Here is a 14314-nt window from a genome sequence, read left to right as displayed (position 1 = left end):
GCTGTCTGGGAACCGTCCGCCGGCGGCTGCGCCTATGCGCTCCAGCCCGTCCTACGCCAGCAGCGCTATCGCCGCTCCTAGCGCGCCGGCAAGCAGCGACGAGACGAGGTTGACCGCATCGTTGGTCATCCAGGCGAAGCCGCGCACGCGCTCGGCCGGGCGGCCGCAATGCTCGGCGCGCTCCGTCTCGCTGCCGCAGGAACGGCAGCGGTACATGGCCTGGGCGGTCGCGCCGAGCCAGGAATCGGCGAGCGCGCCGGCCAGGCCGGCCAGCGCGCCGGCGGCCAGCAGCGCGACGGGCGACGGCGACGGCGCGGCCGCCGCCGCGCCCCAGCCAAGCGGCGCGGCGGCCGCCAGCAGCGCGCCGGCCGCGCCGATAAAGGCGCCGCCGAGCAGCGCCGCCGTCGTGCCGAGCGGCGTGATGCCGCCGCTCGTGCCCGCCGGCACGCGGCGGAGCGTGCGCACGGACCGCGGCAGGCTGCGGCTGAGGGCGCCGATCTCGGTCGCCCAGGTGTCGGCGTTGACGCTCGCAATGACGCCCACATAGGCGAGCGCCAGCCACGGCTCCGGCCAGACCGCATAGGCGGCGCAAGCCAGCAGGCCCGCTCCTCCGTTCGCCAGCACCTGCCCGGCGTCGCGGCGGCTGCCTTTGGCATAGTTGCGCTCCGCGCCCGCCTTGGCCCGGTGATGCTTCTTCCACTTCGACCATAACGTCGAGCTGACGAAAAACGCCAGCAGCAGGCCGAACCAGAACGGTCCGCCCAGCGCGACATAACCGGTGCCGAGCCCCGCTGCGGCGATCGCTCCCGAGCCGGACAGCGCCCGCAGGCGCCAGGCGGCGCCGGCGATCAACGCCGCTCCGGCGGCCGCCGCGGCCAGCCTCAGCAGCGGTTGGCCGTCCAGCAGGCTCCATGCGTCCATCCTCTTCCTCCCTTCACGCAGCCGCGAACGCTCGCGGCTCGCGGTCAGTCCTCGATCCGGTCCGGCTGCGGCAGGCTGCGCATCGCCTCCCGCCAGCGCGCCGGATCGTTGGTGCATATCATGAGCCGGTCATCCATCAAGGCGTACTGCCGGATGATCCGGTAATCGTCGATCGTCCATGCCATGACGCGCAGTCCGCGCTCGCGAAGGCTGCGCAGCCGCTCGCGGTTCAAGGCGCGGTAGTCGATGGACAGCAGGCTGCAGCCGAGCGCCGGCAGCTCCTCCGGCAAGCGGCTGCTCCAGCTGTCCGCGATGAGGCCCGTCGGGACCGTGCCGCCCAGCTCCCGCAGCCGGAGCAGCGCGCCGCGACTGAATGAGGTGAGCACGCAGCGCTGCTCCATGCCGGCTTCCCGCACCGCCGCGAGCACCTTTTCCTCCAGGCCGTCCGGTCCGCCGTGGCGCTTGAGCTCGATGTTGAAGCGCAGCCGACCGCCGAGCTCGCACAGCACTTGCGCGAGCGTCGGCACAGGCTCGCCCCGATACCGGGACGAGAACCAGCTCCCCGCGTCGAGCCGGGCGAGCTGAGCGGCCGTCAGGTCGCCCGGCTCCTTGCGGCTGCCGCCGGCCGTGCGGCGGAGCCGGCGGTCATGCAGCAGCACCGGCACCCCGTCCGAGGACAGCTGGACGTCGATTTCGGCCCATCCGATATCGGGCGCATCGGCGGCGAGCCGCAGCGCCGCAAGCGTATTTTCCGGCGCGAGGCTGGACCAGCCGCGATGCGCGACGCATGGATTCCTCAACGCGGCTCACCGTCCCGCGGACTTCTCAACGCGGCCTCACCGTCCCGCGGACTTCTCAACGCGGGCTCACCGTCCCGCGGACTTCTCAACGCGGTCTCACCGTCCCGTGGACTTCTCAACGCGGCCTCACCGTTCCGTCATCTCCGATGGAGGCCGCCTTGCTGATGCCGTTGAGCCGCTTCAGCTGGGCGGCGAGCTGCTCGCCCGCGACGGGCGCAGGCCGCGCCTGCACGATCTTCATCGGATGGAACCGGAGGCCGCAGCGCCCGTCCTTGGAGCAGACCGCGTCGAGCACGCCGGACTCGCTCGTGTTCGAATTCGCATTGGACGTGAAAATGAAGTTGCCGAGGCTGTACGCGATCCACTTGCCCTTGTACAGCTCGAAGCCCTGGAGCACATGGGGATGCGAGCCGATAATCAGGTCGGCTCCCGCGTCGATGAACCCTCGGGCGAGCGACCGCTGATGGTCGACCGGCTGATCGGCGCGCTCGCGGCCCCAGTGGACCATGACGACGACGAGATCCGCCTTCTTGCGGGCGATGCGGATCGCCTCCTGCGCTCGCGCCGGATCGTATGCTTCCGCGACTCCGGCGCGAGTCGGGCCGGCCTTCCACTCGACGACCGGCAGCACCCGGCTGACGCCGAGGTAGGCGACCTTGACGCCGCCGCTCTCGAGGATGACCGGCGCGTACGCTTCCTTGTCGTCGCGTCCGCCGCCGACATGCGGCAGTCCGGCGTCGTCCAGATGGCCGATCGTATCAAGCAGCCCCTGGACCCCCTGGTCGAGCGTGTGGTTGTTGGCGAGCGTGACGACGTCGAAGCCTGCGTCGCGCAGCGGCTTCACGTACGCCGGCTTGCCCTTGAACACGAACTGCTTGTCCGTGGCCGGGTTGCCGCGCGCCGTGATCGGCGTCTCCAGATTGCCTGCGGTCAGATCGGGCTTGGACAGCCGGTCGGCCGCGCCGGTGAACGGATAGTCCAGTCCCTTGCTCTCCATGAGGTCCGCCACCTTGGACGCGAGCAGGATGTCGCCGGTAAAGGCGAGGCGGATCGTCGGCGCATCCTTGGGCGCGAGACCGCTCCAGCCGGACGGAGCCGCCGTCGGCTGCGCTTCCGCCCCTTGATCGGGATCCGGAGAAGGCGACTCGGATGCGGCCGGCTTCGGGGACTCCGACGGAGCGGCCGTTGGCGCTGCGGACGGAGTCGGAGTCGGCGTCGGCGCTGCGCTCGGCGATGCCGTCGGCGCTGCGGGCTCCGACGGGGCGGGAGCCGGGGCGGATGGCGATGGACTCGCCTCCGCCAGCGGGGTTCCGCCAGAAGCAGCAGGCGGGCCTTGGTTTTTGTTGCCGAAGACCAGAAGGGAGCCCGCTCCGAGGAGCAGGACGAACAAGATGAAGTTCAAGACAAGCAGGCGGCGCGCGGCGCGCTTGCGGCGCTGGCGCTGCTGCTGTCTGGCTTGGCTGCGGTTGCGGTACAAAAAAAGACAGCTCCTCTCGCGAAGACGGGTAGGAATGGATAACAAGAACGACAGTCCCGGCCGGAGGACGGGCCTTTCGCCATTATACCATTCTGTACCCGCTCGGAAAGGAGCTGCTTCAATTTAATCCAACGTTTCCCAGATGGCACGCGCGGCCTCGCGTCCCTGGCGGATGCAGTCCGGCAGCCCGACGCCGTCGAATGCGGCGCCGGTCGCGTACACACCCGGACAGTCTCGCCGCATCGCGGCGCGCAGCTGCGCGATCGCCTCGACATGGCCGACCGGGTACTGCGGCATCGACCGCGGCAGGCGCGTGATCTCCGTGAACAGCGGCTCGGCCTCGACGCCCATCGTGTCGCGCACGTCGCGGCGCACGGCGGCGATCAGCTCGCGGTCCGGCAGCAGCGCGCCCTCCTCCGCTCCCGCGCGTCCGACGTAGCAGCGCAGCAGCACGCGGCCGTCGGGGCTGCTGTGCAGCCACTTGGACGACGTCCACGTGCAGGCCGTGATCGTGCGTCCCTCGGAGCGCGGCACGAGGAAGCCCGAGCCGTCGAACGCCATATCCGCGATATCCTCCTCGCGGAACGCCATGACGACATTGGCGACGGAGACGTAATCGACGGCGCGCAGAGCGGACGTATCCGTCAGCGGCTCCAGCAGCCCGGCCGCCGCCTCGCTCGGCACGGTCACGACGACCGCATCGGCCTCCAGCAGCTCGCCGCCCGCAAGCTGCAGCGCATACGGGAGAGCCTCCCGGTTGGAAGACCGGCGGATCGCCTCGATGCGCGTATCCATCCGCCGCTCGATGCCGGCAAGCGCCTCGTCCAGTCCGTCGACGAGCGTGCGCAGCCCGCGCCGGTACGTCATGAATACGCCGCCTCGGGCCGCCGCCGGCACATAAGCAGGCGCGGATGGAGCGCCGCCGGGCTTCGGCGCGCGCATGCCGCGGATGAGGCTGCCATGGCCCAGCTCCGCCTCGCGGAACTGCGGGAACGTCGCGGCAAGGCTGAGCTTGTACAGATCGCCGGCGTAGATGCCCGCCAGCAGCGGCTCGCTGATGCGTTCCACCATCGCCCGTCCGAAGCGCCGCTCCAGCAGGCTGCCGACCGACTCGTCCCGGCCGTCGTCCGGACGCGGTGGCGTCAGGAAGTCCAGCGAGGCACGGAACTTGTCTTGCGGGTCCATCAGCTCCGTCTGGAGGAAGCTGGCCATGTCCCCCGGCACGCCGAGCGCGAGCCGCGCCGGCATCGGATGCAGGCGGCCGCCCTGGTAGAGGTAGGTCTTGGCCGCCTTAGGGTTCGTCGTCACGAGCTCGTCGAGCAGGCCGAGCTCCCGGGTCAGCTCCAGGATCGCCGTCTTGCGGCCGAGAAACGAATCCGGGCCCTTCTCGATCGTAAAGCCGTCCTTGCGCAGCGTCTCGATGCGTCCGCCGAGGCGGCCGCTCGCCTCCAGCAGCACGATCCGAGCCTCCCGCCCCGCCCATCGCGCCTGCTGCTGCAGGTAGAACGCCGCGCTGAGGCCGGTCAGACCGGCGCCTGCCACGGCGATGACGGGCGTCCGCCCGGTCCTCATGACGGCAGCTTCGCCGCCGCTTCGCGGATGCAATCGGCGAGCGTCTCCATGTACAGCGGATCGGAGTTCAGCATGCGGATGCGTCCGAACGCCACGCCGAGCTTGTCCGCGTGGTCCATCGCCTCGATGTCGAGGTCGTAGAGCACCTCCAGATGATCCGAAACGAAGCCGACCGGAGCGGCGAGCAGCGCCCGCTCGCCTTCACCCGCCAGCTGATCCATCGTCTCGAGGATGTCCGGTCCGAGCCATGGCTCCGCCGTGCGTCCCGCGCTCTGCCAAGTGAACTGCCAGCGCGGCGCGCCGGCCGCCTCGGCCACCGCGCGCGACGTCTCGAGGAGCTGCTCCTCGTACGGATCGCCCGCCTCGCGGATGCGCTCCGGCAGGCTGTGCGCGCTGAACAGCACCTTGACGTCCGCTCCGCCGGATTTGGCGGATACGGCCTCGACGCCTTCGCGCACGCGCTCGGCCAGCGCTTCGATCAGGCTCGGATGCAGATGGTAGGACTCCACGCATACCAGCTCGATGCCGTGCTTCTGCGCCTCGGCGAGCGCGCGCTTGTTGTAGCTCGCGATGCTCATCGTGGAGTAATGGGGCGCCAGCACGATGCCGACCGCGCGCTTCACGCCGTCCTTGGCCATGGCCGCGACGCCGTCCTCGATGTACGGACGGGCGTGCTTGAGGCCCTGATAGCAGCGGAAGCGGCCCGGCTCGGCCGTATCGAGCTTGTCCTGCAGGCCGGATACTTGGCGGTCCGTGTTCTCTCGCAGCGGAAAGACGCCGCCGGCGATCGCCTCGTAGCGGTCGGTCAGCTCCTTGAGCTGCTCGGCCGACGGCGCGCTGCCGCGGCGGATGTGGGTGTAGTATTCCTCGACGGACTCGAGGCTTTCGGGCGTCCCGTACGACATCACGAGCACGCCGATGGCTGCGTTAGACATGAGGCAGCTCCTTTCCCGGATGAGCGGCCGCCGGCTGCGCGCCGGACAGCGCCTTGGACGAGTAGTCATGCACGAAAACGGTCAGCTCGCGCAGCTTGTCGAGCGACGCCTCGGGGAACAGGCCGTGGCCGAGGTTGAACACGTAGCCCGGCTCCTGGATGCCCTGATCGATGATCGCGGCGGCATGGCGCTCGATGACGTCCATCGGCGCGGTAAGCACGACCGGATCGAGGTTGCCCTGGATCGCGAAGCCGCCGCCGAGCCGGCGGCGCGCCTCGGGGATGCTGACGCGCCAATCGATGCCGATGCCGCTTGCCTGCAGGTCCCGCAGCTCCGGCAGCAGCTCGCCCGAGCTGACGCCAGGGAAGTAGATGCCCGGCTGCTCCAGGTCGGACAGCTCCGCGAAGATGCGGCGGATCGTCGGCAGCACGTACCGGCGGAAATCGGCCGGAGCGAGCGAGCCGACCCAGCTGTCGAACAGCTGGTATGCCTTGCCTCCGCTTGCCGCATGCGCGCGCAGGTAGGCGATGACCATGTCGCCGAGCTTGTCCATGAGCAGGAACCAGGTTTCCGGATCGCCGTACATCATCGCCTTGGTCTTCAAGTAGCTGCGCGAAGGCTTGCCCTCGATCAGATAGCTGGCGATCGTGAACGGCGCGCCGGCGAACGTGATGAGCGGCACCGTCAGCTCGCGGTCCAGGATGCGGATCGTCTCCAGCACATGCCCGAGATCGCCTTCGACGTCGATCGGCTTGAGCCGCCGCACGTCCTCCGCGCTGCGGATCGGGTTGTGGATGACCGGCCCCGTGCCGGCCACGATATCGAAATCGATCCCGATCGACGCGACCGGGTTCATGATGTCGGAATATAAAATGGCTGCGTCCACGCCGAGCTTGCGCACGGGCATGAGCGTCACTTCCGCGGCCAGCTCGGGCTGGCGGCAGATTTCGAGCAGGCTGTACGATTCCTTGATCTTGCGGTAATCCGGATCGTAGCGTCCCGCCTGCCTCATGTACCAGACCGGAACATGGCCGGCCGTCTCCCTCCGCAGAGCCCGGAGGAAGGTGTCGTTGTTGATCATGTGCGCGCCCCTTCGCTCTCTATGAATTTCCCATCGCTTCCATTATGCCCGTTTTCAAAATGGCTAACAACCTTCGCTCCGCGACGGCTATGACAATCCTATGACAAAGCCGTTTCAAGGGTTCGGCAAAACGATTATACTAGGTTAAATGACCTCAATTTGCCCATTGCCGTTTTAACCGAGAAGGAGACTTTTGAACCTATGACTCTAGATTCCCTCCGCCCCGACCGGGCTGCCGTGGCGCTCGAGCGTTCGCCCTTCGCCGTCGCCCTCCTCGATCCGGAGGCGATGCAGTGGGAGGGCATGAACGCGGCCTTTCTCCGCCTGACCGGATACGGCGACGATGCAGGCGCCTCGCCTCCTTCTCCTTCGCGCATGGTCGACCTGCCGGACGGCTCGCTCGCGGAGGCGGCCGCAGCCGCGATGAGCGGCGGCTCCTGCGAGCGGCGCGCGATGCTGCGGACGGCGCGGGCCGGCTCGCTGCCGATCCGCGCCGTCTTCACGGACGCCTCCTCCGGCGGCAGCGCCTGCGTCGCGCTGCATGTCCTCGAGGACGGGGCTTCCAGCGGCGAGCCGCTCGTCGAGGAGAACATCGCCGAGCTGATCGTCGACCATACGCTCGATCTCATCACCTGCAGCACCCCGGAGGGCATCATCCTTTACTGCGCTCCTTCCATCAAGGAGATTCTCGGGTACGACGTGAGCGAGATGATCGGACGCAGCCGGCGCGATTACTATCATGAGCAGGAAGCCAAGGAGATGACGCCGGGCCGGATGTACGATACCGACCGCAACTTCGTGCGCCGCGTCCGCCACAAGGACGGCCGCTTCATCTGGATGGAGACCTATTCCAGGGAAATCCGGCTCGCCGACGGCCGCAAGCGGATCCTGACCTTCGGACGGGACGTCACCGGCATGAAGAAATACGAGGAAATGCTTGCCGCCGTCCATCGCATCGCCAAGATCGGCGCCTGGGAATGGGACATCGACCGCAGCCTCATCACCTTTTCCGAGGACGCGAGGCGCATGTTCGCCTATCTGCTGCCCGCGGAAGCGGCGCCCGAGGACGCACTCATCGACCTGCTGAACCTCGTCGACCGGCCGGTCGACCGCAGCCTGAAGGAGTTCCTCCGCCTCGGCAAGGACAACCCTCCGGGCGAGAGAGTATGGGAATACGCCCTGGACCTCCCCGACGGCTCGGCCAAGACGTTCCAGGTCCGCTGCGAGCCGAGGCTGACCCAGCAGGGCAAGCCCGAGCGGTTCATCGGCATCGTGCGCGACGTCACGGAGCAGCGCCAGCTGCAGCGCCAGCTGCTGGAGAGCGAGCGCAACTACCGCCTCATCACCGAAACGTCTCCGGACCTCATCACGCGCCACCAGGGAGACCCGAAGGTCGAGTTCACCTTCCTCTCCCCGTCGGTGGAGAAGCTGCTCGGCTACACGGCCGAGGAGCTGCTCGGGCGCGGCGTCCTCCCGTACGTGCATGCGGACGACCGGCAGCGGGTGCAGGGCTACATCGAGCAGCAGCTGCGCACCGACAGCTCGCAGACGGTGGAATACCGCTTCCTCCGCAAGGACGGCTCCTACGTCTGGCTGGAGGTCACATGCAGCTGCATCCGCGACGGAAGAGGCGAGCCGCTGGAGATCGTCGCCCTCTCGCGCGACATCTCCGAGCGCATCCTCGTCAGCCAGAAGCTGCAGGAAAGCGAGCAGCGCTACAAGTCGCTGTTCGAGCACAGCCCGCAGGCGGTCTACTCGATGAATCTGCAGGGCGACTATCTGACGGCCAACGAGAACCTCGAGAAGCTGACCGGCTATTCGCTGGACGAGCTGATCGGGATGAACTGGGGACCGATCGTTCCGGAGGAATATGCCGAAAAGACGCTTCATCATTTCGGACTCGCCTGCCAGGGCCAGCCCCAGTCCTACGATCTCAAGATCCGCCACAAGCAAGGCCACGACCTGCTCATCCAAACGATCAACATCCCGATCATCGTGGACGACGAGGTCGTCGGCGTCTACGGCATCTCCAGCGATATCTCGGAGCGGGCGCGCTACGTCGAGCAGATCGAGAAGCTCAGCCATCAGTACACGCTCATCCTCAACGCGGTCTCCGAAGGCATCCTCGGGCTGGACAACGAGGGGCGGACGATGTTCGTCAATCCGGCGGCGACGGCGATGCTCGGGCTGACGGCCGCCGAATCGAGCAGCAGCTCCTATCTGGACCTGATCGAGCAGACGCGCGCCGACGGAACGCCCTACAAGCGCCATGAGTCGCCGATCCATCAGGCGCTGCGCGAAGGCCGGTCCTACCATAGTCCGGAGGCGCTGCTGTGGCGCAAGGACGGATCGAGCTTCCTCGCGGAATTCCGCGTCACGCCGATCTACGACCGGGGTGAGCATCGCGGCGCCGTGCTCGTCTTCCAGGACATGACGAACGAGAAGGAGATCATCCGGGCCAAGGAATCCGCCGAGGAAGCGGACCGCGCCAAGTCGGAGTTCCTCGCGATCATGAGCCACGAGCTGCGCACGCCGATGAACGGCATCCTCGGCATGGCCGACCTGCTGGCCGGCACGGAGCTCGACGACGAGCAGCAGAGCTACGCCGACATGATTATCCAGAGCGGCGAGTCGCTGCTGCGCCTGCTCAACGAGATTCTCGACTTCAGCAAGATCGAGGCGGGCAAGATGGTACTGGAAAAGGAACGCTTCTCCATGCCGAAGCTGGCGTCGGAGGTCATGGATTTGTTCGGTGCCGTCGCGGCGGAAAAGCGGCTGCGGCTGGAGCTGCGGCTGGACGAGTCGATTCCGCCGGCGCTGCTGGGCGATGAGGGCCGCATCCGGCAGGTGCTCGTCAATCTCGTCGGCAACGCCGTCAAGTTCACGGACGAGGGCCGGGTCTGCCTGGCGGCGCGCCTGCTCGGACGCGACCGCGGCGCCGCCATGCTCGAGCTCGCGGTGCGCGACACCGGCATCGGCATCCCGCTCGACAAGCAGAACTTGCTCTTCCAATCGTTCTCGCAGCTGCATCCCGGCCTCAACCGCAAGTACGGAGGCACCGGACTTGGCCTGGCGATCAGCCGCCGCCTCGTGGAGCTGATGGACGGCTCGATCGCCGTGGAGAGCACGCCGGGCGACGGCTCGACGTTCCGCGTGCTGATCCGCCTCGAGATCGAGCAGGAGGAGCGGCTCGACGCGCAAGCCCAGACGTCCGAGACGAGCCTGCTCGAGGCGGACGGGCCCGCCGCTTCGGCCCGCTTCAGCGGCGTTCGGGCGCTCGTCGTCGACGACAACCAGGTCAACCGCATGCTGCTGAATGCCGTCCTGGGCAAGATGGGCTGCTCCGTCGACAGCGCCTCCAACGGCCAGGAAGCGCTCCAGGCGCTGGAGGAAAGCCGCTACGACATCGTCTTCATGGATCTGCAGATGCCGGTCATGGACGGCCTGGAGGCGAGCCGGGCGATCCATGCCCGCATCCCGGCGGAGCGGCAGCCGGCGATCGTAGCCGTGACGGCGTTCGTCCGCCAGGCCGACCGCGACAAGTGCCTCGAAGCCGGCATGAAGGACTTCATCGCCAAGCCCGTCTTCGCGTCCGAGGTGGCGCGCGTGCTCGGCACGCTCGTCTCCGGCGGCTACGGCCTGGACCGCATGCGGGAGTGAGCCTGGGCGGCTGGATACAAAAAGCTCCTGCATGCCAGGAATGGAATGATAGGTTCAATTGGAATCCTAGTCCATGTAAGGCGGCGTTCATCGTTGCTATAGTTTGGATTAGGGTGATCGACGATATGGCTTATGACTACTCCGTAATCGGCAAGCGGATCCGCAAGGCCCGCGAGGAAAAGGGCTTGACCCAGGAGGCGCTGGCCGAGCATCTTGACGTATCCAACGCCTACATCAGCAAGATCGAGCGAGGCCGGACGCCGATCAATCTCGACCGTCTCTCCGAATTGTGCGTCGTCCTTGAGGAGACGCCGGAATATTTGCTGAGCGGCGCGAACCGCTCCTCCCAGGATTTCTTGCGAGGCGAGATCATCGAGATGCTGGAGGGCTGCTCGCCCGACAAGATCCGGCTCATCTCCCAGGTGATCCGCCCGATCGTAGAGTACAAGGACAAGGATAAGGAATGATCAAAGGGGCAGCCCCGGGGTCCGATACGGACCTCGGGGCTGCCCCTTTGATGTTGGCTGCGTTCGCGGGCCGGCTGCATCGCCGTGGCAGGCGCATTCAGGTCCGCGAGCGGCCGCTCCTCTTCGCGGATCGACTCCGCCCTCCATCGAGGGCTCAGCCCCTCTCTTCAGCCCGCTTCAGCCTTTCCTAGCGCCGCTCAGCTCCGGGCGGCCGCGCGGACCGCCACCTGGACCTCGTCCGGGCGATAGACGCTGACGAGCGAGCCGTCCTTGCCGGCGGCGAACAGCACGGAGCGCTCGGCCTCGAGACGGAACGAATACGACGTGCCGGTCGCCGGATCGACGACGCGGACGTCGGCGTCAAGCGCATACTCCGAGACGAAGATGAATACGGCTCCGTCCTTGAACTGAAGCTTGCGGCCGTAGACGCCGGCCAGCTCGCCGCCCTGCTCCCAGCGCAGCTCCGCCTCCACTCCGGCCGCCTCCAGCGCGATGTCGTAGACCGCCTCGAGCGGCATCCAGCTCTCGGCCAGCTCCAGCGGCAGCGGGCACCAGAGCAGGCGTCCCTTGCCGAGCGCGATCTCGTGCAGCTTGGCCGCTGCGGCCGGCTTGCCGTCCTCGCCGAGCGGCGACTCCTTGCTCAGGCGCGCGATGCCATCGCCGCCGAAGCCGACCGCCAGCAGCTCGCCGTCCAGCTCCAGCGCCTCCTCGCGGCGGACGTTGCCGACGGCGGTCGCCCCGATCAGCCCATGGGCGCGGCCGGAACGATGCCAGTAGGCATCGAGCGAGAGCGGACCGGTGACAAGCAGCGTGCCGCCTGTCCGCCCCGCCCACTGCGTCAGCGCGGCGAACGCCTCGTCGCTCAGCGCGTGCGCGGACGGCAGCAGGATGAGCTTCGGCGATTCGTACGACGGATCGCTCAGGATATCCAGGCTGTACTCGCCGAGCGAGCGGAACGGGACGTTCATCCGATGCGCCAGCGAGCGCGCCAGGCGCGACGTGCTTTCCTCGACGCTGGAGCGGTTCGAGAAGTCGCTGCTGTACGGATAGACGACGGCGACCTCCTCCAGCCTGCGATCCTCGAACAGATGGCCGCATTCGCGGATGAAGCGCCCGAAGTCGTACGAGACGTCCGCTTCCGGCTTCTCCGTGCCGTCGGCGCGCAGCGCGCCGATATGCGACTCGTTCACGTTGTGCATGTAGAAGTTGATGTTCCAGATCCACTGGACCGCGCCCGCTCCGCCGGTGGAGAAGGCGTAGGCGTACTTGCGCTCGAGGATCGCGCGCAGCTCCTCCTCCGTGCGCTTGGCGAAGCCGTCCGGCGTCTCGACGTACATGATCCCCGTCTCCTGGATGACGTTCGGCTTGTTCGGCGTCTTGGCGAAGATGCCGTCCAGCACGAGCTGGTCGTTCTTCCACCAAGAGTGCACCGTCGTGTAGTCGACGGCCTGCTCGTAGAACAGCGGAGACGGACGCTGCGCCTGCAGGCCTTCGTCCTGGCCGACCGTCACGAGCTGCTTCGGCTGCACCGCCTGGATCGCCGCGCGCAGCTCCGCCGCCCAGCGGTTGTGCATGTCCTGCGAGAACAGCAGGTAGTCGAGCCACTGGCCGCTGCGCTTCTCGACCAGCTCCGTCGTGGAGAAGCCGATGTCCTCCGGCAGCGGAGGCAGGATGCTGTCGAACGACGGCAGGTCGAGCGGCGACATGTTCCACCGTTCCTGCAGGCGTTCGATGTCGACGTGGCGCTCCCGCAGCCACTGGCGGTACGCGGCGATCTCGAAGCGGTCGCGCAGCGTGCTGGCCGCGTTCCACAGCTTCGCCGGATTGAACATCGTCGGCTCGTTGATGAGGTCCCAGTGCACGTGCGCGCTGTCCTTGTGCCGGGAGACGACCGCCGTCAGGAAGCGCTTCTGCGCCTCGACGCTGCGCGGATCGAGGTAGGGGTTCTCCCCTTCCCACAGCTCCGGCGTGAACGCGAAGAAGTTGAACACGAGCTCGAGGCCGTGGCGCTTCGCCGTCAGGATGAGCGCGTCGACCGCGCGCAGCATCTCCTCGCTGACATGGCCGTCGACGAACGCCATCTTGCGCAGCGCCGTCCACAAGCCCGTGCGGATCAAGTTGATGCCGGCGTTCGCCATCTGCGCCATGTCGCGATCCCAGACGGCCGCGTTCGGCAGATGCAAGTACTTGCGGGCGACGTCGCTCGTCATGTACGTCATGCCGACGATCGGCAGCGGGCGGCCATCCTTCACGAAATAATCGCGGTTGGCCTGGAGCATGCCGCCCTCTCGCAGCAGCGCATCGTCCCGTCCCCAGAAGCCCTGGACGAGCCGCCGCCGCTCGCCGCTGCCGGCTGCCGTCAGCTCGGCCTCGACCCGGTAGAAGCCCGGCTCCGCCGCTATCGGCAGCGCGACGCGCTCATAATCGGCCAGCTCGCCCGAGGTCAGCTCCAGCTCGCCGCCGGCGACAATTTCGCGCTCTCCGGCGGACTCGCGGCTCACTTCGTAGCGGACCTGCCAGGCGCCGTCGGCGCGCTCGCTCAGACGCTGGCGCTGGAACGTCAGCACCGGCTTCTCGCCCGGCTCGTAGCAGGCATAGTTCGGCTTCAGCCACCACTCCGTCACGCCGCGCGCGGCATAGCCGCCCCAGACGGCCAGCGCCTCGGCGCCCCGGCCGTCCGCCCAGAATCCGGCGCCAGCCTCGCGGCAGGCGAAGATCCAGCGTCCGCCGGCAAAGTCTCCCTTCGTGTTCTCGAGCAGCACGACCGGCGCGCAGCGCTCGCGGCCGTCCTTGTCCTCCCCTGTCAGCAGCGGGTAGATGTTGGCGTCCATCGGACCGCCGGAGCCGTTCTCGCCGGGATGGTCATGCTTGCGGGTCACATGCAGCGCGAGGCCGTAGGTCGGCGCTCCGTCGAACAGCTCTTCCGCTCCCGCCAGCAGCGGGATCGCGGACGAGGCTTTCCAGCGGACGACCTTGGACGTATCGGCGCGCAGCGCTTCGTGGATGCCGATCGCCTGATGGTAGTTCGTCTGCTCCAGCTCTTCTTTCCAGCCTTGGCCGTCGCCGGAGACCGGAATGCGCAGCGGAATGCCGCCGATCGTCACGAGGCCGCCGCCGCGCTGCAGATGGCTCAGGATCGCCGGCCACGCGGCCTTGGGGAAATAAGGTCCGTGAAGCATCAGCAGCGCGTCCGGCCGCTCCCGGTCCAGACGTTCCGCCAGCTCGCCCGCTCCCGTCAAGGACCCGCTCAGCGCGCCGAGCTGCTCCTGCTCCGGACGGACTCCCGGAAAGGGGAAGCCTCCATCGTAAAATGCCAGCCATGTCGCCATGAACCCATCTTCCTCTCTATGCAAAAGTTTGGCTTGCTTGAATTCGTTAGGTTTGTTAGGCTAAAAGCATCC

General features: G+C 67.6%; 9 protein-coding genes. 2 read left to right on the top strand and 7 right to left on the bottom strand.

Annotated features, from left to right (window positions below; all coding sequences use genetic code 11):
• Positions 1–51: 51 nt before the first annotated feature.
• The 6 genes from HGI30_RS08435 to hemE all read right to left on the bottom strand — a co-directional run bounded on the left by HGI30_RS08435 (position 52) and on the right by hemE (position 6786).
• Positions 52–921 (bottom strand): DUF92 domain-containing protein, encoded by an 870-nt coding sequence (locus HGI30_RS08435; RefSeq protein WP_168907221.1) that lies wholly within the window; start codon positions 919–921, stop codon positions 52–54.
• Positions 922–965: 44 nt separating this feature from the next.
• Positions 966–1721, bottom strand: a complete 756-nt coding sequence (locus HGI30_RS08430; protein WP_168907220.1) for a glycerophosphodiester phosphodiesterase — start codon at positions 1719–1721, stop codon at positions 966–968.
• Between the two features lie 115 nt (positions 1722–1836).
• Positions 1837–3198 (bottom strand): CapA family protein, encoded by a 1362-nt coding sequence (locus HGI30_RS08425; RefSeq protein WP_168907219.1) that lies wholly within the window; start codon positions 3196–3198, stop codon positions 1837–1839.
• Between the two features lie 123 nt (positions 3199–3321).
• Positions 3322–4770, bottom strand: a complete 1449-nt coding sequence (gene hemG, locus HGI30_RS08420; protein WP_168909799.1) for a protoporphyrinogen oxidase — start codon at positions 4768–4770, stop codon at positions 3322–3324.
• Positions 4767–5705: a ferrochelatase gene (gene hemH, locus HGI30_RS08415; protein WP_168907218.1), complete on the bottom strand. Its 939-nt coding sequence runs from the start codon at positions 5703–5705 to the stop codon at positions 4767–4769. The genes hemG and hemH overlap by 4 nt, the downstream gene beginning before the upstream one ends.
• Positions 5698–6786 carry a uroporphyrinogen decarboxylase gene (gene hemE / locus HGI30_RS08410; RefSeq protein ID WP_168907217.1) on the bottom strand — a complete coding sequence of 363 codons (1089 nt, stop codon included), beginning with the start codon at positions 6784–6786 and terminating at the stop codon, positions 5698–5700. Before hemE ends, hemH begins: the two co-directional genes overlap by 8 nt.
• Positions 6787–6987: 201 nt before the next feature.
• Between hemE and HGI30_RS08405 the strand changes: the two genes are divergently transcribed.
• Together HGI30_RS08405 and HGI30_RS08400 are read left to right on the top strand one after the other, a co-directional pair.
• Positions 6988–10446 (top strand): PAS domain S-box protein, encoded by a 3459-nt coding sequence (locus HGI30_RS08405; protein WP_168907216.1) that lies wholly within the window; start codon positions 6988–6990, stop codon positions 10444–10446.
• 125 nt (positions 10447–10571) lie between these two features.
• Positions 10572–10913 carry a helix-turn-helix domain-containing protein gene (locus tag HGI30_RS08400; protein WP_168907215.1) on the top strand — a complete coding sequence of 114 codons (342 nt, stop codon included), beginning with the start codon at positions 10572–10574 and terminating at the stop codon, positions 10911–10913.
• 197 nt (positions 10914–11110) lie between these two features.
• Here HGI30_RS08400 and HGI30_RS08395 read toward each other — a convergent pair whose 3' ends face one another.
• Positions 11111–14242, bottom strand: coding sequence for an alpha-amylase family protein (locus tag HGI30_RS08395; RefSeq protein ID WP_168907214.1), 3132 nt, complete (start codon positions 14240–14242; stop codon positions 11111–11113).
• Between the last annotated feature and the right edge of the window lie 72 nt (positions 14243–14314).

The sequence above is a fragment of the Paenibacillus albicereus genome (assembly GCF_012676905.1).
GTDB lineage: Bacteria > Bacillota > Bacilli > Paenibacillales > Paenibacillaceae > Paenibacillus_O > Paenibacillus_O albicereus.
Note: the sequence above shows the minus strand (reverse complement) of the source record. Positions and strands in the feature narration are given on the sequence as shown.